This is a genomic window from Brachybacterium sp. P6-10-X1 (assembly GCF_001969445.1).
Lineage (GTDB): Bacteria > Actinomycetota > Actinomycetes > Actinomycetales > Dermabacteraceae > Brachybacterium.
On record NZ_CP017297.1, the window covers coordinates 3,421,385 to 3,439,857 of the forward strand.

The following is an 18,473-nucleotide window of genomic DNA, read 5'->3' on the forward strand; positions in this document are numbered from 1 at the left end:
TGGATCCTGGCTGCCCTCGAGGTGTCCGTACGCCATGTGGGCAGCATTGTCCTCCGCCCCCGATCAGCGAGATCCTGGAACCATGTCGAGTTGCACCCCCGAGACCGTCACGATCGACCAGCATCCCGCTGCACCGCAGGACGCGTCGGGCCCCGGTCGGCATCCCGTGGTCACCTCGCTCGCGCTCTCGGCAGGCACCGCCGCGCTCGTGGGAGCAGAATTCATTCCGGCGGGCGTCCTGCCCGGCATGGCCGCGGATCTCGAGGTCTCCGAGGGCAGGGCCGGGCTCACGGTCGCTGCCACCGCCCTGGCCGGAGCGCTCACGGCGCCGACGATCGCCTCCGTCCTGCCGCGTGCCGATCGCCGCGCCGTGCTGCTGTCCCTGCTCGGCCTCGCGATCGTGTCGAACCTCGTCGTCGCCGTCGCGCCGAGCCTCTCGGTCGTGCTTGCCGCCCGGGTGCTGCTGGGCGTGGCGATCGCGGGCTTCTGGTCCTTCGCGCTCTCCGTCGGGGTCCACGTGACGGGGCGCGCGGCGCTGGTCTCCACCACCGTCGCCCTCGGCACCAGCACCGCGACCATCATCGGAGTGCCGGTCTCCTCCGTGCTCGGGGACGTCATCGGCTGGCGGGCGGTGTTCGTGCTGATCTCCGCGGTGACGCTCGTGGCGGGAGGGGTCCTGTGGCGCCTGCTGCCGCCGGTCCCGGCCCAGCCCGGAGCCGGGCTGGCGATGATGCGCGTGGTCCTGGGCAATCGTCGCCTGGTCGCCGGGGTGGCGGTGATCTTCGCGGCCGCCTTCGCGAACTTCGCCGCCTATCCGTACATCCGGGTCGCGATCGAGGCGATCGACGTCTCGATGGTCTCGGTGCTGCTGCTGGCGTGGGGTCTGGGCGGGCTCCTCGGCAATCTCGCGGGCGGGGCGCTGTCGCGGTGGCTGCGCTGGGCGGCCACCGCCGGACCGGTGATCATGGCGGCTGCGCTCATCCTCCTGGGCACCACCGAGCAGACGGCGGTCCTCGCCGTCTCGGTGGTGCTGTGGGGGATCGGCTTCAACATGGTGCCTGTGACGACGCAGCTGTGGGTCTCGGCGATCGAGCCGCGCCGAGTCGAATCAGCCGTGGCGCTCCAGGTGACCGCGTTCCAGGTGGCGATCATGAGCGGTGCCGTCGTCGGCGGCCTGCTGGTGGATCATCAGGGTCCGTCGGCAGCGATGCTGCTCGGGGCCGGCGTCGGGGGTCTGGCCGCCATCGGTTTCGCGTCGATCGCGGTGCGGCCGCGGGCCGCCTGACCTCGCCTCAGAGGTTCTCGTCGAGGTTCTTCTCCAGCAGGTCGGCGAGAGCGTCGAGAGCGTCCTCGGCGCCCTCGCCCTCGGAGCGCAGCGTCACCTCGTCGCCGTGGTCCGCGTTCAAGGTCAGCAGCTTCAGGATGCTGGAGGCCTTGACCGGACCGGCACCGTCCGTCTCGATGGTGACCTCGACCATCTGCTCGCTGGCCGCCTGGGAGAAGATCGCCGCGGGGCGCGCATGGAGCCCGCTGGTGCTGGCGATCTTCACGGTACGTTCTGGCATCTGCACGGCCTTTCTCGACGAGTCGATCCCCAGCGTAACGGGGGATCGGTGCTCGCCGGGACGCCGGCGGCGGAACGGGGTCGGATCGTGGTCACCGGTCGTTCACCGTGGCCTGATGTGACCGAAGAGTTATCGGACATCTGCGCAGAAGAGTGCCGTGCGGGGCGGTCCGGGCAGGTAGCGTACGAGATGCACCGTCAGGGGTGGCGGCACGCGCTCGGGGAAGCGCTCAGCGGAATCCGCCGACGACGCCCGGGCTGTCGTATCCGGACATTCCTGGGGGCATGGCCTGCAGGCTCGTCGGTCCGAGGGCGTCACGACCGGCGTCGGTGAGCTCGAACCAGGCGATCATTCCCGGCCCGGGCGTGCGCCCGCCGATCGCGTCCCACGTCGTCCCGATGTGCTCGACGACCTCGGCGAGCGGGAGGTCCCAGGGTGTGAAGCGCCCGCCGCTGACGAATCCCGCACGGATCTCACCCCGTCCGAGCAGTCGCCCGAGCAGGTCCGGCCCTCGGCGTTCGAACTCCGTGTCCTCCAGTGCGCCGGAGCGGGCGAGCAGGTCGACCACGTGTCCCGGGTGGATCCACGCATCCCGTCCCGTCTCGCGCAGGCGCTCCTCGAGGGCGCTGGGGCGGGAGGCGGCGTAGAGAGCCAGCGTCTCCGGGGTCGCGTACACCGCCTCCCCGGCGGGGCGCGCGTCGACCTGTCCCTTCTTCTCCGCCTCCAGCTGCGCGCGCCGGGGTCCCTGCAGTCGCCAGCGCGGCGGGCTCGTCAGCCGCAGCGGGCCGGCGGGTGCACTCAGCGTGAGCGAGAGGGAACCATCGCCCAGGATCTCGGCGCTCGTGATCACGCCGCCGAGCAGGTGCGGGTCGCGCAGCCCGACCACGCCGCCCTCGTCGGACCCGAGCGTGGCGCCTGCCAGCTGCTGGATGCGGGAGTGGAGCACCCAGCCCCGCGCGGTGACGGTCCAGGTGCCGCGGGAGGCGACCCGGGTGTGGATGATCGACTGCCCGACGAGCTCCTCGAGCAGGGGGTGGCTGCGGACCTGGTGGCGACCGGAGAAGCCGGGCAGGAAGCTGGCCATGAACCCATCGTGCCGCATGACGGGACGATCTGGGCCTTCCCGGAGGTCGGGCCTAATATGGGGCGATGCCCAGTACAGCAGGCCGTGCGCCGGACCCCAGACCTGCGCGGACGAAGGCGGCGATCTTCGCTGCGGCACGGGACCTCAGCGCCCGCGACGGTGACGTCACGGTCAACGCGCTCGCGCAGCGGGCAGGCGTCAGCCGCGCCGCGTTCTACAGCCATTTCTCGGGTCTGGACGATCTGATGGGCGCGATGCTCGCGACGATGTTCGACCGCCAGCAGGAACGCAGCATCGAACTGGCGGCGCAGGGGCGCAGCATCCAGGAGATGGTGCGGGTCTCGGCGGCGACGATGGTCGCCTACGTCGCCCACCACCACGCATTCCTCCGGGGCGCGTTGGACTGGAAGTTCTCCCATCGCACGTACCTCATCCTGGTCGGCACCCTGGCCGATCTCCACGCCGTGGCGCTGGACCGGCTCGGTGACCAGGTGCCGCTGTCCCCGCCGATCCCGCAGATGGCGCGCTATTTCGCGGGTGGCTCCCTGGACCTGCTCATCCAGTGGCTGGTCGACACGGAGCAGGACGCGCGCGCCGGCCAGGAGCTCGACCGGGAGCCGCTTCTCGCCGGCGTGCTGCGCATGCTGCCGAGCTGGTACACGGGCCTGGGGCCGGAGGTCCCGATCCCCGAGGACCTGGTCCTGGAGTGGCTGGTCGCCGACCCCGACGACAGCGCCGCCTGATCCCTCGCGGCCGCTTCCCAGCAGTCGCCCTCTCAGCAGTCGCGTGCCAGGCGCAGCAGCACCCGCGCCCCGAACCGGACCGCCTCGATCGGAACCCGCTCGTCGACGCCGTGGAACAGCGGGGCGAAGTCCAGATCGGCAGGCAGCCGCAGCGGCGCGAAGCCGTAGCCGATGATGCCCAGTTCCCGCGAGAGCGGCTTGTTGTCGGTCCCGCCGCTGAGGCAGTAGGGCAGCACCCGGGATCCGGGGTCCTCTGCCTGGATCGACCGGGTCATCACGTCCACCAGGGCGCCCTCGCGCGGGGAGTCCACCGAGTTGCCGACGTCGTCGACGATCACCTCGACGTGCTCGCCGGTCAGCTCGTCCAGCAGCGTGAGCAGCTGCTCCTGATGGCCGGGCAGGAAGCGGGCGTCGAAGGTCGCCTCGGCGGTCTGCGGGATGACGTTGCCCTTGTATCCCGCGCTGAGCATCGTCAGGTTCGTCGAGTCGCTGAGCGTGCCGGAGACGAACTGGCGTGCCCCGCCCATCAGCGGCAGGAACGCGTCGACGTCGTCCTCGTCCCAGCCGATGCCGGTGATCTCGGTGACCCCGTCGAACAGGGCGCGGACGCTCGCGATGAACTCGGTGGGGAAGACGTGCTCGTCGATCGCGGCGATCGCGCGGGACAGACGCACGATGGCGTTCTCGTGGTTGGGGACCGAGCCGTGCCCGGCGCGGCCCGCCGCCCGCAACCGGCCCCACACCAGTCCCTTCTCCGCGGTCTGCAGGAGGTAGGCGCGCACCTGCTCGCCGGTGTCCTGCTCGGGCAGGGTGATCGAATAGCCGCCGACCTCGCTGATCGCCTCGGTCATGCCGTCGAACAGGTGAGGCCGGTGCTCGACGATCCACTCCGAGCCCCAGATGCCGCGGTTCTCCTCGTCGGCGAAGAACGCGAACAGCAGGTCACGCGGCGGCGTCTGCCCGGTGCGGGCGAGGTGCCGCGCCAGGGCCAGGATCATCCCGACCATGTCCTTCATGTCCACGGCGCCGCGGCCGTAGATCATCCCGTCGCGGATCTCGGCGCCGAAGGGGTCGGCCGACCAGTCCTCGGCGCGCGCCGGCACCACGTCCAGGTGGCCGTGCAGGATCAGGCCGCCGCGCTCGCGATCCCGGCCGGGCAGCCGCGCGAAGACGCTGGGCCGACCCGGCGCGGATTCGTGCACCTCGGGCGCGAGTCCCACCTCGCGCAGTTTCGCGACCACGTAGTCCGCCGCTTCCGCCTCACCCGGGCCCCAGCTCGCGGGGTCGTCCCCACCGAAGTTGCTGGTGTCGATCCGGATCAGGTCGCGGGTGAACTCCACCGCCTCGTCCTGCAGCTGGACGAGCTCGTCGGCGGTCGGGTCGGCGATGGGCATACCGGGTCCTCCTCGGGGTCGGGGCCCTCACCGTACTCGGCGGGGCGGAGGACCCGGTGAGGGTCTCAGCCCTCAGAGCCCTCCAGGTGGGCCCGCATGAACCACTGGAACTTCTCCATGCCTCGGGTCTGCTCGATCAGGAGGTCCTCCGTCATCGGGTCGAGCTCGCCGGCCAGGGTGATGGACTTGCGGTTCGAGGCGATGATCCCGTCGTAGACCGCGTCGAGGGCGCGCAGATGCTCCTGGGTGTCGGCCTTGCCGACGGTGTAGTCGCTCCAGCTGCGCTCGGAGACCAGGCGGCCGGGGGTGCCGACGGGCGAGGCGCCCAGCTGGGCGATGCGCTCGGCGAGGTCGTCGGCGTACCCGCGGACGTCCTCGACCTGGGGGTCGATCATCTCGTGGACCGCGATGAAGCGGGGGCCGGTGACGTTCCAGTGCGCATGCTTGAGCGTGAGCTGCAGGTCGTTCATCGCGTGCAGGCGGTCCTGCAGCGTCTCGACCAGCCGCACGGAGTCGTCCGTGCCGAGTCCGGGAACCGTGTACGAGAGGTCAGCCATGTCATCTCCTGTCTGAGGGCGTGCTGTGGTGATCGGGTCGTCACTCGGATCAACGCGTCGGGGAAGGGCCTTTGTTCCCGGCGGGCGCGGCGCCCCTGGACCGATCGGTACGACCGCCCGTCCGTACGATGGACCCCTGTGCAGCCTCGCCGACCCGCAGGAGGATCCCGTGAAGCCGATCAGCGCCCTGAGAGGACGGCTCTCCGCCGTCCCGACCGCTGTGCGCCGCCGGTCCCGGGATGCCGCGACGCGCGCGAGGATCCTCGCCGATGCCCGGGCGATCGGCCCGGAGATCCCGCGCGACGCCGATCCCGACGATCTGATCCGCGCCGCCCGCCGGCTCGTGCGCCGTGCCGCCCAGGACGAGTTCGCCCGAGAGGGCGTCACCCGGGTGCGGCTGCCCGAGGAGATCTCTCGCGCGGAGCTGCGACGGGCCGATGTGGCCGGGGATGCGAGCTTCCACGCCGTCGTCGAGGACGTCCTGTCAGCGCTCGACATCGTCCCCAGCCCGCTGGAGCGCGAGGACGCGGTCGACCTGCGCAGGGCGCCCACCTCCGCGGACCGCTACGGGCTCTCCCCGGAGGTCGCCGCCGATCTCGCGTCCTACGTGCTGCAGCGGGCCGTCGAGCTCGACGGAGAGCTGGAGGACGGCGAGGTGGAAGATGTCGAGCAATTCTTTACCGTGCAGGCGACCCGGATCCGCGAGGACGTGCGCGCGGTGCTCGTGCGTCAGGTGACGGTGCCGCTCGAGCTGAAGGTCGCCCTCGAACGGCACGAGCGGATCGAGACCGGCGAGCCGGACGCCGAGCGCTTCACCTCTCCCGTCCGCGGCCCGGGGGCCGCGGGCGCGACCGATGAGGAGCGGCAGGGCTTCGCGCGGCGGGCGCGGGCCGCGTACGACTTCGCGCAGTCCGAAGCCGGTCGGACCGCCTTCGGCGTCCTGCGCACCGGAGCCGAGAAGGCCTACGAGAAGTACGGCAAGGGCGAGGGGAGGTCGGGCGGGACCGATTCCGGCTCCGGCGCGAAGCGCTGAGCGCTCAGTCCTGTCCGGGCGACGACGGGGCCGGGCCGGCGAGGATCGTGGAGATGCCGTGGCGGGTCTCCTCGAGCAGCGTGGCGACCTGACGCTCTGTATCGCAGAGCAAGGGGGTGCGTCACGCGAGTGAGCGGCGCCGGGGCCCGATCGGGGCCCGGCGCCGCGATGCTCAGCGGATCAACCGTTCAAAGGCCGGCCTTCTCGTGCAGCTGGCGCTTGATGCGGGCGAGCATCCCGGACATGCCGTTCAGTCGCAGCGGGCTGACCACCTCCGCGAGGCCCAGCTGCCCGGTCACCGCCTCGGGCGTGTCCAGCACGTCTCCGACGGAGCGGCCGTCGAGCGCCTCGGCGAGGATCGAGGCGAATCCGCGGGTGGTCGGCGCCTCCGGCGGAGCGGAGAAGAACAGGTGCGCCGTCGCCTCCCGACCGGTGCCGTCCACCTCGGTGGCCAGGAAGATCGGCGACTGGCATTCCGGGACCGGTTCGAGCAGTTCGGGATGGTCCGCATAGCGGTCCGGCAGCGGCGGCAGGCTGTTCGAGAACTCCAGCAGCAGCTGCAGGCGGTCCTTCCCGCCGAGGGCGTGGAAGTCGTCGGCGATCTCGGCGAAGGCCGCGGGCAGCTCGGCGCCGTCGGCGGGGGTCGATCCGGTGCTCATCGGGCCGGGACCTCGCCCGGTTCGGGGCCGACGGCGATGGGCAGGCGCACGGCATTGCCCCACTCGGTCCAGGAGCCGTCGTAGTTGCGGACGTCCTCGAAGCCGAGCAGGTACGTCAGGGCGAACCAGGTGTGGGCGGAGCGCTCACCGATGCGGCAGTACGCGATCACGGGCGCGGAGGTGTCGAAGCCCAGCTCTCCGAGGTAGATGGCCTCGAGGTCCGCGCGGGGCTTGAAGCGTCCGTCCTCGGCGGCGGCGCGGGCCCACGGCACCGAACGGGCCGAGGGGATGTGGCCGCCGCGCACGGTGCCCTCCTGCGGGTAGTCGGGCATATGGGTGCGCTCGCCGGAGAACTCCTGCGGGGAGCGCACGTCGACCAGCTGGCCGCCCAGGAAGTCCAGCACGTCCTCGCGGTAGGCGCGGATCGGGGCATCCTCGCGGGCGACGACGGGGTAGCCCGACGTGGCCGCCGGCGCGGCGGCGGTCGAGGTCGTCATCTCGCGCCCCTCGGCCTCCCAGGCGGCGCGGCCGCCGTCCAGCAGGCGCACGTCCGGGTGGCCGAACAGCTCGAAGACCCACAGGGCGTAGGCCGCCCACCAGTTCGACTTGTCCCCGTAGATCACCACGGTGGTCTCGCGGGTGATGCCGGAGGCGTCCATCAGCGCCGCGAAGCCCTCGCCGTCGACGTAGTCGCGGGTGACCGGGTCGTTGAGGTCCAGGTGCCAGTCGACCTTCACCGCACCGGGGATGTGCCCGGTCTCGTACAGCAGCACGTCCTCGTCGGACTCGACGACGACCAGCCCCTCGGCGCCGAGCTGGTCCGCCAACCACTGGGTGGTCACGAGCTTCTCGGGGTGGGCGTACTCCTGCAGGGCGGGAGTCTGGTCAGCAGCAACGGTCATGGGGGCACCTTTCGGACGCTGGGTGGACCGGGTCCAGTCTGTCACCACAGCCTGGGCAGTGGGCAAGCGGGCCCTGCGCCGCGAGCGGACACGGGATCGAGGTGCCCGGCCCGACGCGTGCGGGGCGGATCGTCGGCCCCGAGTCGTGCGGGGCCGGATCGCCGGGCGCGTGGTCCTTCCCCTGGCGGCCTCCGACTCCTACGGTGGCCTCATGGAGAACCTGGAGCAGGAACCCATCACCCCCCGTCTCGACCTGATCATCCTCGACTGCCCTGACGCGATGGAGCTGGCGACCTTCTACTCGGGACTGATGAGGTGGCCGCTCGAGGACGGTTCGGACCGGGATTGGGCGACCCTCGATCCGCCGCGCGGCGGCATCACCCCGGAGAATCCCGACGGGGAGGCGACCCTCGCCTTCCAGCGCATCGACGACTACCAGCGCCCCACCTGGCCGGGCGGCGCCCACCCCCAGCAGGTCCACCTGGATCTGTCCGTGCCGGACATCGATGCGGCCGAACCCCAGGTGCTCGCGCTCGGCGCCACGGTGCACGAGCACCAGCCCTCCACCTCCGGCAGCTTCCGGGTGTTCCTCGACCCGGCCGGGCACCCGTTCTGCCTGATCCGGGGCTCGTGACCACAGGTGCCGCGACCGCCGGCTCTGCCCCGAGCGACGCCGCCGCCGCACCCGTCGCCCGGGAGCCGGAGTGAGCACGGCCGCCTGGTGGTGATCCCGGACGACGCCATGAGCGTGGTCGACGTCCCCGTCGCCCGCACCTGCCGCACCGCGGGGTGATCCACCCGGGCGCGCGGACCGCGTCCGGGTCCTGTGCGGGTGCCCCGCCCGGGTCTGCGGGCGCCGCGTCGGGTCACGAGGCGTGGGCCGCGAAGGACGCGCGGATCTCCTCGGCGCTCGCCCCCTCGGTCAGCAGCACCTGCAGCAGCAGTCGAGCCTTCGCGGGCGGCAGGAAGCCGGCCATCACCGCACCGGCGTCCAGCAGGTCGACCTCGCTGCCGGGGTAGGCGTAATGGTGGGTGGAGGTGCCGCCGGAGGCGATGCGGGTCGCGACCACCACCGGGACCCCGGCCGAGATCAGGTCGCGCAGGCGCGGCATCGCGGCGGGGGAGACGTGCCCCATCCCCACCCCGGCGATCACCAGGCCGGCGATCGCGCCGGCCGGCACGTGCTCGAGCAGGTCCAGGTCGTCGTCGAGACCGGCCATCACCGTCGGGACCCGGGGGAGGCTCTCGGGCAGCGTGCCGGAACGGAGCGCGGCGCGACCGGGACCCCGGTGCAGCAGGCGCACGTCGGCCCCGTCGACCATCCCCACCGGGCCCGACGGCTCCGAGGCGAAGGCCGAGAGCGCGCGGGAGGAGGTCTTGGTGACCTGGTCCGCCAGATGCACCTGGCCGTCGAAGACCACCAGCACGCCGAGCCCTCGGGTCGTGGGCGAGGCCGCAGCGGCCACCGCATCGCGCAGGTTCGCCGGCCCGTCGGCCCCCGGGGCGCTCGCCGGACGCATCGCCCCGGTGACCACCAGCGGTGCCTCACGGTCCCAGAAGCGGTGCAGCAGGAATGCGGACTCCTCGAGGGTATCGGTGCCATGAGTGAGGACCACGCCGTCGACCCCGCCGTCGACCGCCCGTCGCGCGCGCTCGAGCACCGCCCGCAGGTGACGCGGGCGCACGTCGGAGGAGGAGACGTTGGCGATCTGGTGCGGCGTGAGCGCGACCCCGTCGACCAGGGTGCCCGCCAGGCGCGCTGCGGCGTCGTCGTCCGGAGCGGCGTGCCCGCCGGAGGCGTCCTGGGTCATGAAGATGGTGCCGCCGAGGGTCAGCAGGGTGACGGCGGCCGACGGGGCGGAGGGTGTCGTCACGAGAGCTCGGGCTCCTCGCCGAGGTAGAACGCGGCGGTGCGGACCGATGCCTTGCGGGCGGGCTTGCGGTCCGCGCCGGAGGCGACGTGCGCTGCGTACCAGGCGTCGGCCGTGGCGCGGGTGAACGCAGCGCCCTCGGGAGAGGAGGCGAAGGCGCCCAGCCGGGGCAGCAGCGCGGCCGACGGGTCTTCGAGGTGCAGGGCGAGGCCGTACAGCGCCCCGTCCCAGCCGCAGCCGGTCGCGGCCGGCCCGAAGGTCGCCCAGTGCGCGTCGGCCGGGACGGTGTGGCGCAGCTCGAAGCGGGTGCGCTGCTCAGCATCGCTCTCGTCGGCGTCCTCCGGGGTCGCGGGCCGCCCATGGGCCGCGGCCTCCTCGGGGGTCGTGGGCCCTTCGGGGGTCACCAGCAGCTCCATCTCGCTCACACTCTTGGCGAACTCCCAGGTCAGCAGGAGACGCCTCGGAGCCTCGACGGTCAGGACGCGGCCGCTGGTCTCCATGTCCGGCAGCTCGAAGCGTCCGCCCTCGACGATCTCGCCGTCGGCGCGACCGAACCATGCGGCGAGGCGGTCCCCGCTGGTGAGCGCCGACCACAGCTCCTCGGGAGCGACGGCGAAGCTCTGGGCGAGGGAGACGGTGTTGCCGTCCTTCGCGGGGGAGACGGCGCGGGTGACGTCGTGGAGCTGGGAATCGGGGGTCACGGGGGAGGGTGTCATGAGGCTCCTCGGTCGGCGGGATGCAGGGCGCCGACGGGTGTCGGCAGGTCGGGGCGGCGCGATGGGTCGGCTGGGTGCGGTGCGGGGAGGCGGGTTGCGGGTCCCACTGTGTCAGGGTCCGGCGGTGCGGCGCAGACGCACGACGACCTCCGCATGCGCCGTGTGGGGGAACATGTCCACGAAGCGCCCGGCGACGATGCGGAGCGAGGGCATCGCCGCGAGGTCGGTGGCCAGGGTCTCGGGGTTGCAGCTGGAGTAGACGACGTCGCGGATCCCGGAGGATTCGAGCCACTCGGCCAGCTCGCCGCCGATGCCCCGGCGGGGCGGGTTCACGACCACCACGTCCGGTGGGCCCTCCGGTCCGGTGGCCTCGCGGATCGCCCAGGCGGTGGCGTCCGCGGCCAGGAAGGTGGCCCGGACCCCCTCGGCGTCGGCGGCCTCGCGAGCGCCCTCGATCGCCTCGGAGGACACCTCGACACCGGTGACGTGCGCCGCGGGGACGGTCCGGGCGGCATGCAGCGCGAAGCCGCCGAGGCCGCAGTAGAGGTCCCAGAGACGTGGGGCCGGGGCGCCGGTGACGGCGCGCTCCTCGGCGATCTCGCGGATCCAGGTCGCCGCCTGGCGGTACAGATCGCCGGCGACCGCAGTGTTGGTCTGCAGGAAGGACTGCGCTCGGGCGAACAGGGTCACGTCCCCGGTGCGCACTGCGATCGACGGGGCACCGGCCAGGCGGATCTCCTGCTCGCCCTCGACCCGGGTGGTGTGCTCGGGGTGGATGTTCGCGCTGACCCCGATCACCGACGGGTGCGCCGCCAGGAGGGTGGGCAGGTGCTCGCGGATCCGACCCAGCGCGTTCTCGCTGCGCAGCACCAGACGCAGCAGATGCTCCCCGTGGGGAGACGCGGTGACCAGGACGTTCTTCAGCTCGCCACGGCGTCGCGCCACATCGTACGGCGGCACCTGCGCCCGACGGATCAGGGCTTTGGCCCCCTCGAGGACCTCCTCGACACCGTCGGGGTACAGAGGGCAGTCGCACAGGTCGGCGCCGAGCTTCTGGCCGGGCAGGCCCAGGATCGGATCCTGGGCGGTCCCGCCGACGGCCATCTTGCCGCGGGCGCGGAAGCCGCCGTCGGGACCGAGGATCGGCGCTCCCCACGCGGCACCGACGGCGAGGTACGGGGCCAGCAGCTCTTCCACACGCTCGCGGGCCCTCGCGACCTGACGCGGCCGGGGGAGGTCCAGCAGGGTGCATGACCTGCACTGACCGGACTCGAAATGGTGGCACCGCACGGGGGCAGTCTACGAGCCCACGGCGAGGCCGGCGGGGGTCACGCCGCCGCCACGCATCCCGGGGCGTCGAGGGCATCTCGTATTCACGGGCGCCAGGGGGATCTCGTGCTCACGGGCGCCGGATGCGATCGGCGGCGCCCGAGCTGGCAGCGGAGCATCGGGCCTCGACGGGTCTCGTCGGGTCACGACGGGTCACGACCGCTGACCGGCGGTGGGCGGCGCCGCTCAGGAGAACCACTGCGTGGGAGGGCCCAGAGACAGCAGCACCGAGAACACGACGGCCACCACGATGATCGCGATCACGGCCGCCGGCAGCGGATGGCGCAGTGCCAGGGCGGCGACCTTCTCCGGAGCGTTCCGGCCCGGCTGCGTGCGCAGCCTCCAGCTCTCCTGAAGCATTCCGCGGCGCCGCGCCGAGTGCTCGAAGGGCACCGTCATGTACGGGATGATCGCCGAGCCGAGGCCCAGCGCGAGATCGCGGAGCCTCCAGTGCTGATCCACCGCGACCAGCACCGTCACGACGATGTAGGCGAGGAAGGTGAAGCCGTGCAGGCCCCCGCCGATGCGGACGAGGAGCTCGGTGGACTGCAGCACGTACTTCACGAACATGCCGGCCAGCAACAGGGTCCAGGTGACCATCTCGGCGAGGGCGAGGACCCGGTACAGGCGCGACGGCGTCGAGATCAGATGCATGCGGCCATCGTGCCAGGCACACCTGAACCTCGACCGAGGACCGATCCTCCTCCGACGATCGGTGGATGCACACGGGGTGATGCCGCCGACCACACTGGAGGGATGACGACCACGACCACGATCCCCGCAGAGCTCTTCCTGCTGCTGACCAATGACGCCGGCCGCCAGGAAGCCACCCAGTACCGCCGGCAGGCCCTGGCCGGAGCCGCCGTCGCCGAGCTGGTGCTGCGCGAGAAGGTCGATCTGTCCGAGGACCGCAGCCCCCGGGTGCAGGTCGCCGACCCCTCCTCGCTGGGGATCCCCGTCCTGGACCAGGCCCTCGGCGCCCTCACCGAGCTGGACGGTCGCCGTCTGCGCTCCGCCATCTCCCATCGCAGCCTGGACCTCACCGAGGTCATCGGCGAATCCATGGCCGCCGTCGGCGCCGTGACCCGCAAGGACGGCTGGTTCGTGACCTCCTGGCCCGCGCAGGACGCCTCCCTCGAATCCACGCTGCGTGCGCGCCTCGCGACAGCCATCCGGGAGCCGGGCCGCGCCAGTCTGCAGGACGGGATCCTGCTGGAGATGCTCCGCTCCCTGCGGATCGCCCATCGGATCCTGCGCGAGGATCTCGAGGGGATGTCGCGCCGCGAGATCGATGCCGCCATCGCCGCACTCGAGATCGACGCCCCCGCCGCGACGGCGGTCCGGAGGGTCATGGACGACATGAGCGCGGCGATGATCGCGGTCGCCGCCGGCGCCGGCGCCGGCGCATCCGCAGGCTGAGCCGACGCATCCGCGTGGAGCCGCCGAGTCCCTCAGGCTGAGCCGACGCATCCCCGCGGATCCGCCGGATCCGCGGACTGAGCGCCGGCCCCGGCGGCTCCGGCGGCACCGCACCTGCTTCGTGCAGGCTGGTCAGGGACCCTTGCGGCTCCGGCCCTGCTTCGTGCGCGCGGTCGCCGGAGCCGTCCACGGATCCTCCGGCCAGGGATGCTTGGGATAGCGGCCGCGCATCTCCTTGCGTACCTGCCGGTACGGCCCGTCCCAGAACGAGCGCAGGTCGTCGGTGACCGCGAGCGGCCGACGCGCCGGGGACAGCAGGTGGAACAGCACCGGGACCCGGCCCCGCACCAGGCGCGGGGTCTCGGCCAGACCGAAGACCTCCTGCAGCTTCACCGCGACGACGGGACGGCCGTCCTCGGCATCGGGCTCGGGGTAGTCGATGCGCACGCTGGAGCCCGAGGGGACCGCGAGCCGCTCCGGTGCCAGCGCGGCCAGCTCGGCGGCCTCCGGCCACGGCAGCAGGGACCGCAGCGCGCTGGTCACGTCGATCGAGCTCATCCGCGTGGTACGGGCCGACAGCTGCGGGGCGAGCCACGCCTCCAGGTCCGCGAGCAGACGGTCCTCGTCCATCGCGGGCCACGGCGCGCCGAGCTCCCGGTGCAGCAGGGCCAGCCGGGCGCGCAGCGCCCGCGCCGGGCCGGTCATCCCCAGTGCCGCGAGGCCCCGGGACCGCACCTGCGCGAGCACCGCGGGCACGGTGTCCTGCGCGGTCGCGGCCACCGGCGTCGAGACGAGCTCGATGGCGCCGAGCGTCCGTCGTTCCCGCGCCCGTACCGCGGCGCCCTCCAGGTGCGCGGTGCGCTCCGAGGCCAGCAGCTCCGCCCCGGCGAGGAAGGCGTCCTCCTCGGCCAGCGGCGCGGCGGCACGGATCACGGCGCCGGTGCCATCGGCGGCCCGGCCGTCGGCGCGCTGCACCTCCCACACGGCCAGCCACTGCTGTCCCAGCAGGCCGCTGCCCTCGGGAAGCGCGGCCCGGGTGCCCGAGGCCAGCAGGTAGGAGCGGGACCCGTCGGCCGTGCGGACGGCGATGCGCTCGGGCCGGGCCAGGGCCAGGATCGCCCCGGCCTGCTCGGAGGCGTCCGTCGCGGTGAGGGCCGCGGCGGGGTCCCCGCGTCGTCCGTCGCGGACGGCGTCGGCCGCGATGCGGGCGAGGCGGTCGCGTTCGCGTCGCCATCTCTCGGCGCCCGGAGCACGGCCCGCGCGCAGGTCCGCGAGGAGCCGGGGGAGATCCGCGCCCGCCGGCCGGTGGTCGTCGGACACGGCCGCGACGACCTCTGCGGCGGTGCGGGCGGCGTCCTTCGCGGGCAGGCGCTGCGCACCGTCGACCAGCGCACGGGCCTCCCGCACCCCGACGGGCATCCGGGCCACGCGGGTGCCGGAGGGCGTCGGCCTGCCCTCGTCGTCCACCAGGCCGAGGGCCTGCAGGGTCCGCTCAGCGGCGGCGATCTCGCCGGCCGGGGGGGGAGTGAGCAGGGGCAGGCCGTCCCCGCGAGGCGTGCCCCAGCAGGCGAGCCACAGGGCCGCATCGGTGAGATCCGTGGCCGTGATCGCCGGCGGGGACTGCGCCGGCATCCCGGCCAGATCGGACTGCGCGAAGACCCGCACCGCGACGCCCGGGCCCTGACGGGCGGCGCGCCCGGCCCGCTGCTCGGCCGCGGCGCGCGAGGCGCTGACCGTGACCAGGCCGGACATGTCCCGGCCCCGGTCCCGCCGCACCTCGCGGGAGAGCCCCGCATCGACCACCAGGTGCACGCCGGGCACGGTCAGGGAGCTCTCCGCGAGCGCGGTCGAGACCACGATCCTCGGTGGATCCCCCGGGCGGCGGCCCCCGGTGGCGCGGTCCTGCTGGGCTGCCGGGAGGCGGCCGTGGAGGGCGAGCACCTCGATCTCCTCGCCGACCAGGCCCTGCAGGCGGGAGACCACTTCGTCGACCTCCCGGGCACCCGGGACGAAGACCAGTGCATCGGTGTCCTGCTCCCGCTGGGCCCGGGCGGTCGTGCGGGCGAGGTGGTCGAGATAGTCGCGGGTGATGCCGCGAGCGTCGAGCCGCGGGGCGGCGGAGGGGGCGTAGGAGAGGGTGAGCGGATGCAGAGCGCTGGGCACCTCGACGATCGAGGCACCGTCGAGCACGTCCGCCACCGCCGCGGCATCGAGCGTCGCGGACATCGCGCCGACCAGCAGGTCACCCCGCAGCTGTCGGGCCTCGGCGAGCATGCCCAGCAGCAGATCCGTCTCCAGGGACCGCTCATGGACCTCGTCGAGCAGCACCGCGGCGACCCCGGGCAGCTCCGGGTCGGCGAGCAGGCGGCGCAGCAGGACGCCCGGAGTGAGCATCTCCAGCCGTGTGTCCGCGCCGACCTTCCGCTGCCCGCGCACCGTGAACCCCACCGGGCCGCCGAGGGCCGAGCCGTCCATCTGGGCGACGCGCCGGGCGGCGGCCCGCACCGCCACCCGACGGGGCTGGGTGACCAGGGTGAGACCGCCGGAGAGGTTCGCGACCAGAGGCGGGACCAGTGTCGTCTTGCCGGTGCCGGGTGAGGCGGTGACCACCATCGCGCCGCTGTTCGCGGCGGCCTCGAGCTCGGCGCGCGCCGCGGCCACCGGGAGGTCCGCACCGATGGCGTCGAGGTCGAAGCGGTGCGGGGACGACGGTGCGGCGGGCATCCACCCATCATGCCGCCTCACCGGCCGGGTCCCCTCAGTTGATGAGGTCGAACTCGACCTGCTCGGTCTCCTCGCAGACGCTGGTCACCGACAGGGTCCACAGGTCGATGCTGACCGTCTCGCCGAGGGTGATGTCCTCGATCTCCCGGGGATCGCCCTCGCCGAGAGTGGCCGTGAGCTGGGCGTCGGCCCCCTCGATGCCGGTCGCCTCGATGGTGAGCGATTCCCCGGCGCGCTCGGGCAGGTCCGGGGTGCCGGTCCCGCCCACCTCCGCGTAGTAGGCACCTTCCCCGGAACAGGGCTCGGGCGGTTCGAAGTCGTCCGGGGCCGGGGTCACGGGGTACGGATCCCGGGGGAGAGCGGCCGCGGTCTGCCCGCCGCCGTCGGACGCACCGGAATCATCGGATCCACCCCCACCCGTGCCCCCGTCGGAGGCACCACCGCCGTCCGAGACCGCCGGGGCGCCCTCCGGGGCGGGCTCCTCGCCCCCGGTGCATCCGGCGGCGAGCACCGCGAGAGCGAACAGGGCACCGGTGAGCCGGGCGCGGGCGGAGCGATGGGACGGGGCGCTGGCGGTCACGCGGAACCTCACAGGTCGGACGACGGGGACGACCCACGGTACGTCAGGTGCCGGGGCATGCCACCATCGGAGGGCACCGGCACGACGCAGCGAGGACGGGGAGGCCATGGCGACGAACAGGCGCAGGTCGGCCCGACCCACCCCGAAGGTTCTGGGCGGGCGCACGGATCCCGCGCGACGGGTGCGCCCGGTGGACTACTCCGCGACCGGTCGCTCGGAGAGCGGATCCACGGCGACTGGTTCCGCCGCGTCCGCATCCGCAGCGTCCGGTTCCGCAGCGTCCGGATCCGCGGCGTCCGGATCGACGGCGGCGGGCCCTGCCGCCCCCGGGACCACGGACCCGGCCGCGCAGCCCTCCGATGTGCTCCCGCGCCGCCGGACCCGGGGCCTGGAACCACCCCGGTCGCTGTCGACGCCGCCGTCCGACGCCGTGCACACCCTCGCCCCTGAGGACCCCCGGCCGCTGCCGCGCCCCCTGCGGGTGGACGAGGAGACGATCCGCACCGTCGGCGTGAGCGGGCTGACCACGGCCCGGGTCGTGGAGACGGTCGCCGATCCGCAGGACGCCTGGACGGCGGACGCCGGGACCAGCGACCACTTCCTGCGGGAGGATCTCGTGGTGCAGGTGCGCCGGGCGGACAACGTCGTGATCGGGGCGTTCTCGACCCGGTACGCGCTCTCGGTCCGGCCCGAGGAGTACGAGAGCGCGCTCGATGCCGCCGAGGACGCCGCCGGGCCGAGCGCACGGGGCGGGAAGGGAACCCGCCATCCCACCAGCCGACGGGAGCTGGTGGCACGCCTGGAGAGCGCCGGCTTCGTGATCTCGCCGGGCTCGACCCATGGCCGCGTCACCCATCCTGAGCATCCCGGGCTGGCGGTGCCGTTCGCCTCCACCCCGTCGGACCGGCGCTTCACCCGCCACGCCGTCGCCCAGATCCGGCGCGTGTTCGGGATCGATCTGCGGCGCTGACGGCAGAGTCCGGAGCGCTCTGCCTCACGGCTCAGCCGGATGCCGACCCCGGTCCGTCCCCACGTCGGCCCCCGGACGAGAAAGTGCCCCGGCCCGTCCCCACGGGCCGGGGCCATCCCTTTCCCCCGCGTCCCGGAACAGCGGAATCCGCCTCCTCCTCAGTCAGCGGTTCCTCCGGTGACGCGTTGGGAACGAGTACACACCCCGTCCCCCAAAAAGGTCTGCGACAGCGCTGTTCATTCCCTGGGAGTCGCGCTGGCCTGCACACTCAGCGAGACATGTCCGAGCGCGCGCAGCACCTGGATCATGCGGTCGAAAGCGATCGTCCCGGCCACCGCGCGCAGGATGACCAGGTCATCGCCGGGCACTCCGGGCTCGCTCGGATCGTCGATGTCGCCTGGGTCACCCTGGAGGAGCTCGACGTCGCCGCGGGCGATCCGGGCCATCGGCTCCGCGTAGCGCATCACCGTCTCGATCCCGTCGGGCATCTCCCAGCCGGACAGGGTGTGCAGCACGTCATCGAGCGCCCGACGGGGGACGGAGTCGACGTCGGGCCAGTCCATCCGTGCCAGCAGCGCGGCGACCGAAGGGTGCTCGGGGCGCCCGGCCGCGGGTGCGCCGCCCACGGTGTCCGCACCCAGCGCGATGGCCTGCGCCTCCTCGAGGCAGCGCAGCAGCGGGACCTCGGGGTCATCGAGCCGTCGGGTGAGGCTTCGGATCCGCGCGATCGGGGCGTCGGCCATCTCGCGCAGCACCTGGATCAGCTGCAGGCGCTCCAGGTGGTGGGGCCCGTACTCCTGGCGCGTGGCGGTGAGGCGCTCGCCGGCGGGCAGCAGCCCTTCGCGCCGGTAGTACTTGATCGACGCGGCGGAGCAGCCGCTCGTGGCCGACAGCTCGTGCAGCAGCATCCGGTTCTCCGTCCTCCGC

At 73.2% G+C, this 18,473-nt stretch carries 19 protein-coding genes; 6 read left to right on the forward strand and 13 right to left on the reverse strand.

Going from position 1 to position 18,473, the window contains the following annotated elements; genetic code table 11:
• Positions 1-82 precede the first annotated feature (82 nt).
• Complete coding sequence (locus BH708_RS15315) at positions 83-1,285, forward strand: MFS transporter (protein ID WP_083713658.1); 1,203 nt, start codon at positions 83-85, stop codon at positions 1,283-1,285.
• A gap of 7 nt (positions 1,286-1,292) precedes the next feature.
• Here the strand turns inward: BH708_RS15315 and BH708_RS15320 are convergent, their stop codons facing one another.
• A complete protein-coding gene (locus BH708_RS15320; RefSeq protein WP_076811401.1) occupies positions 1,293-1,565 on the reverse strand; it encodes an HPr family phosphocarrier protein in 273 nt (90 codons plus the stop codon).
• 229 nt (positions 1,566-1,794) lie between these two features.
• Entirely contained in the window at positions 1,795-2,649 is an 855-nt protein-coding gene (locus tag BH708_RS15325) for a hypothetical protein (RefSeq protein WP_076809912.1), read from the reverse strand.
• A 65-nt stretch (positions 2,650-2,714) separates the two neighbouring features.
• Between BH708_RS15325 and BH708_RS15330 the strand changes: the two genes are divergently transcribed.
• Positions 2,715-3,392 (forward strand): TetR/AcrR family transcriptional regulator, encoded by a 678-nt coding sequence (locus BH708_RS15330; protein WP_076809913.1) that lies wholly within the window; start codon positions 2,715-2,717, stop codon positions 3,390-3,392.
• A gap of 32 nt (positions 3,393-3,424) precedes the next feature.
• On the opposite strand, the gene BH708_RS15335 is transcribed toward BH708_RS15330, so the two are convergent.
• On the reverse strand, positions 3,425-4,786 hold the full coding sequence (locus tag BH708_RS15335; RefSeq protein ID WP_076809914.1) for a M20/M25/M40 family metallo-hydrolase: 1,362 nt from the start codon (positions 4,784-4,786) through the stop codon (positions 3,425-3,427).
• Positions 4,787-4,851: 65 nt separating this feature from the next.
• Positions 4,852-5,343, reverse strand: coding sequence for a DNA starvation/stationary phase protection protein Dps (gene dps, locus BH708_RS15340; protein WP_076809915.1), 492 nt, complete (start codon positions 5,341-5,343; stop codon positions 4,852-4,854).
• A gap of 169 nt (positions 5,344-5,512) precedes the next feature.
• On the opposite strand from dps, the gene BH708_RS15345 reads away from it, so the two are divergent.
• A complete protein-coding gene (locus BH708_RS15345) occupies positions 5,513-6,376 on the forward strand; it encodes a hypothetical protein (RefSeq protein WP_076809916.1) in 864 nt (287 codons plus the stop codon).
• A 188-nt stretch (positions 6,377-6,564) separates the two neighbouring features.
• On the opposite strand, the gene BH708_RS15350 is transcribed toward BH708_RS15345, so the two are convergent.
• Positions 6,565-7,035 carry a SufE family protein gene (locus BH708_RS15350; RefSeq protein ID WP_076809917.1) on the reverse strand — a complete coding sequence of 157 codons (471 nt, stop codon included), beginning with the start codon at positions 7,033-7,035 and terminating at the stop codon, positions 6,565-6,567.
• Positions 7,032-7,937 carry a sulfurtransferase gene (locus BH708_RS15355; RefSeq protein ID WP_076809918.1) on the reverse strand — a complete coding sequence of 302 codons (906 nt, stop codon included), beginning with the start codon at positions 7,935-7,937 and terminating at the stop codon, positions 7,032-7,034. The genes BH708_RS15350 and BH708_RS15355 overlap by 4 nt, the downstream gene beginning before the upstream one ends.
• Before the next feature lie 211 nt (positions 7,938-8,148).
• Here BH708_RS15355 and BH708_RS15360 point away from each other — a divergent pair, with 211 nt between their 5' ends.
• Entirely contained in the window at positions 8,149-8,571 is a 423-nt protein-coding gene (locus tag BH708_RS15360) for a VOC family protein (protein ID WP_076811402.1), read from the forward strand.
• 232 nt (positions 8,572-8,803) lie between these two features.
• Here the strand turns inward: BH708_RS15360 and BH708_RS15365 are convergent, their stop codons facing one another.
• The 4 genes from BH708_RS15365 to BH708_RS15380 all read right to left on the reverse strand — a co-directional run bounded on the left by BH708_RS15365 (position 8,804) and on the right by BH708_RS15380 (position 12,507).
• Positions 8,804-9,811, reverse strand: a complete 1,008-nt coding sequence (locus BH708_RS15365; RefSeq protein WP_076809919.1) for an asparaginase — start codon at positions 9,809-9,811, stop codon at positions 8,804-8,806.
• A complete protein-coding gene (locus BH708_RS15370; protein ID WP_076809920.1) occupies positions 9,808-10,524 on the reverse strand; it encodes an SRPBCC domain-containing protein in 717 nt (238 codons plus the stop codon). The genes BH708_RS15365 and BH708_RS15370 overlap by 4 nt, the downstream gene beginning before the upstream one ends.
• A gap of 111 nt (positions 10,525-10,635) precedes the next feature.
• Entirely contained in the window at positions 10,636-11,814 is a 1,179-nt protein-coding gene (gene rlmC, locus BH708_RS15375) for a 23S rRNA (uracil(747)-C(5))-methyltransferase RlmC (protein ID WP_076809921.1), read from the reverse strand.
• A gap of 225 nt (positions 11,815-12,039) precedes the next feature.
• A complete protein-coding gene (locus tag BH708_RS15380) occupies positions 12,040-12,507 on the reverse strand; it encodes a DUF3817 domain-containing protein (protein WP_076809922.1) in 468 nt (155 codons plus the stop codon).
• A gap of 102 nt (positions 12,508-12,609) precedes the next feature.
• On the opposite strand from BH708_RS15380, the gene BH708_RS15385 reads away from it, so the two are divergent.
• The gene (locus BH708_RS15385; protein ID WP_076809923.1) at positions 12,610-13,272 is read left to right on the forward strand and encodes a GPP34 family phosphoprotein; all 663 of its coding nucleotides are present in this window, start codon (positions 12,610-12,612) and stop codon (positions 13,270-13,272) included.
• Positions 13,273-13,404: 132 nt separating this feature from the next.
• On the opposite strand, the gene hrpB is transcribed toward BH708_RS15385, so the two are convergent.
• Together hrpB and BH708_RS15395 are read right to left on the reverse strand one after the other, a co-directional pair.
• On the reverse strand, positions 13,405-15,996 hold the full coding sequence (gene hrpB / locus BH708_RS15390) for an ATP-dependent helicase HrpB (protein WP_076809924.1): 2,592 nt from the start codon (positions 15,994-15,996) through the stop codon (positions 13,405-13,407).
• Positions 15,997-16,030: 34 nt separating this feature from the next.
• Entirely contained in the window at positions 16,031-16,576 is a 546-nt protein-coding gene (locus BH708_RS15395; protein WP_076809925.1) for a hypothetical protein, read from the reverse strand.
• 430 nt (positions 16,577-17,006) lie between these two features.
• Between BH708_RS15395 and BH708_RS20420 the strand changes: the two genes are divergently transcribed.
• Positions 17,007-17,546 carry a type II toxin-antitoxin system HicA family toxin gene (locus BH708_RS20420; RefSeq protein WP_253705357.1) on the forward strand — a complete coding sequence of 180 codons (540 nt, stop codon included), beginning with the start codon at positions 17,007-17,009 and terminating at the stop codon, positions 17,544-17,546.
• Positions 17,547-17,782: 236 nt separating this feature from the next.
• On the opposite strand, the gene BH708_RS15405 is transcribed toward BH708_RS20420, so the two are convergent.
• Entirely contained in the window at positions 17,783-18,454 is a 672-nt protein-coding gene (locus BH708_RS15405; protein WP_076809926.1) for a MerR family transcriptional regulator, read from the reverse strand.
• Positions 18,455-18,473: the final 19 nt, after the last annotated feature.

Coding starts and splice junctions, on each gene's coding strand:
- BH708_RS15350 (WP_076809917.1), bottom strand. CDS start 7,035: ATGAGCACCGGATCGACCCCCGCCGACGGCGCCGAGCTGCCCGCGGCC.
- BH708_RS15405 (WP_076809926.1), bottom strand. CDS start 18,454: ATGCTGCTGCACGAGCTGTCGGCCACGAGCGGCTGCTCCGCCGCGTCG.
- BH708_RS15385 (WP_076809923.1), top strand. CDS start 12,610: ATGACGACCACGACCACGATCCCCGCAGAGCTCTTCCTGCTGCTGACC.
- BH708_RS15360 (WP_076811402.1), top strand. CDS start 8,149: ATGGAGAACCTGGAGCAGGAACCCATCACCCCCCGTCTCGACCTGATC.
- BH708_RS15330 (WP_076809913.1), top strand. CDS start 2,715: ATGCCCAGTACAGCAGGCCGTGCGCCGGACCCCAGACCTGCGCGGACG.
- BH708_RS15315 (WP_083713658.1), top strand. CDS start 83: ATGTCGAGTTGCACCCCCGAGACCGTCACGATCGACCAGCATCCCGCT.
- dps (WP_076809915.1), bottom strand. CDS start 5,343: ATGGCTGACCTCTCGTACACGGTTCCCGGACTCGGCACGGACGACTCC.
- BH708_RS15380 (WP_076809922.1), bottom strand. CDS start 12,507: ATGCATCTGATCTCGACGCCGTCGCGCCTGTACCGGGTCCTCGCCCTC.
- BH708_RS15355 (WP_076809918.1), bottom strand. CDS start 7,937: ATGACCGTTGCTGCTGACCAGACTCCCGCCCTGCAGGAGTACGCCCAC.
- BH708_RS15335 (WP_076809914.1), bottom strand. CDS start 4,786: ATGCCCATCGCCGACCCGACCGCCGACGAGCTCGTCCAGCTGCAGGAC.
- hrpB (WP_076809924.1), bottom strand. CDS start 15,996: ATGCCCGCCGCACCGTCGTCCCCGCACCGCTTCGACCTCGACGCCATC.
- BH708_RS15325 (WP_076809912.1), bottom strand. CDS start 2,649: ATGGCCAGCTTCCTGCCCGGCTTCTCCGGTCGCCACCAGGTCCGCAGC.
- BH708_RS15320 (WP_076811401.1), bottom strand. CDS start 1,565: ATGCCAGAACGTACCGTGAAGATCGCCAGCACCAGCGGGCTCCATGCG.
- BH708_RS15370 (WP_076809920.1), bottom strand. CDS start 10,524: ATGACACCCTCCCCCGTGACCCCCGATTCCCAGCTCCACGACGTCACC.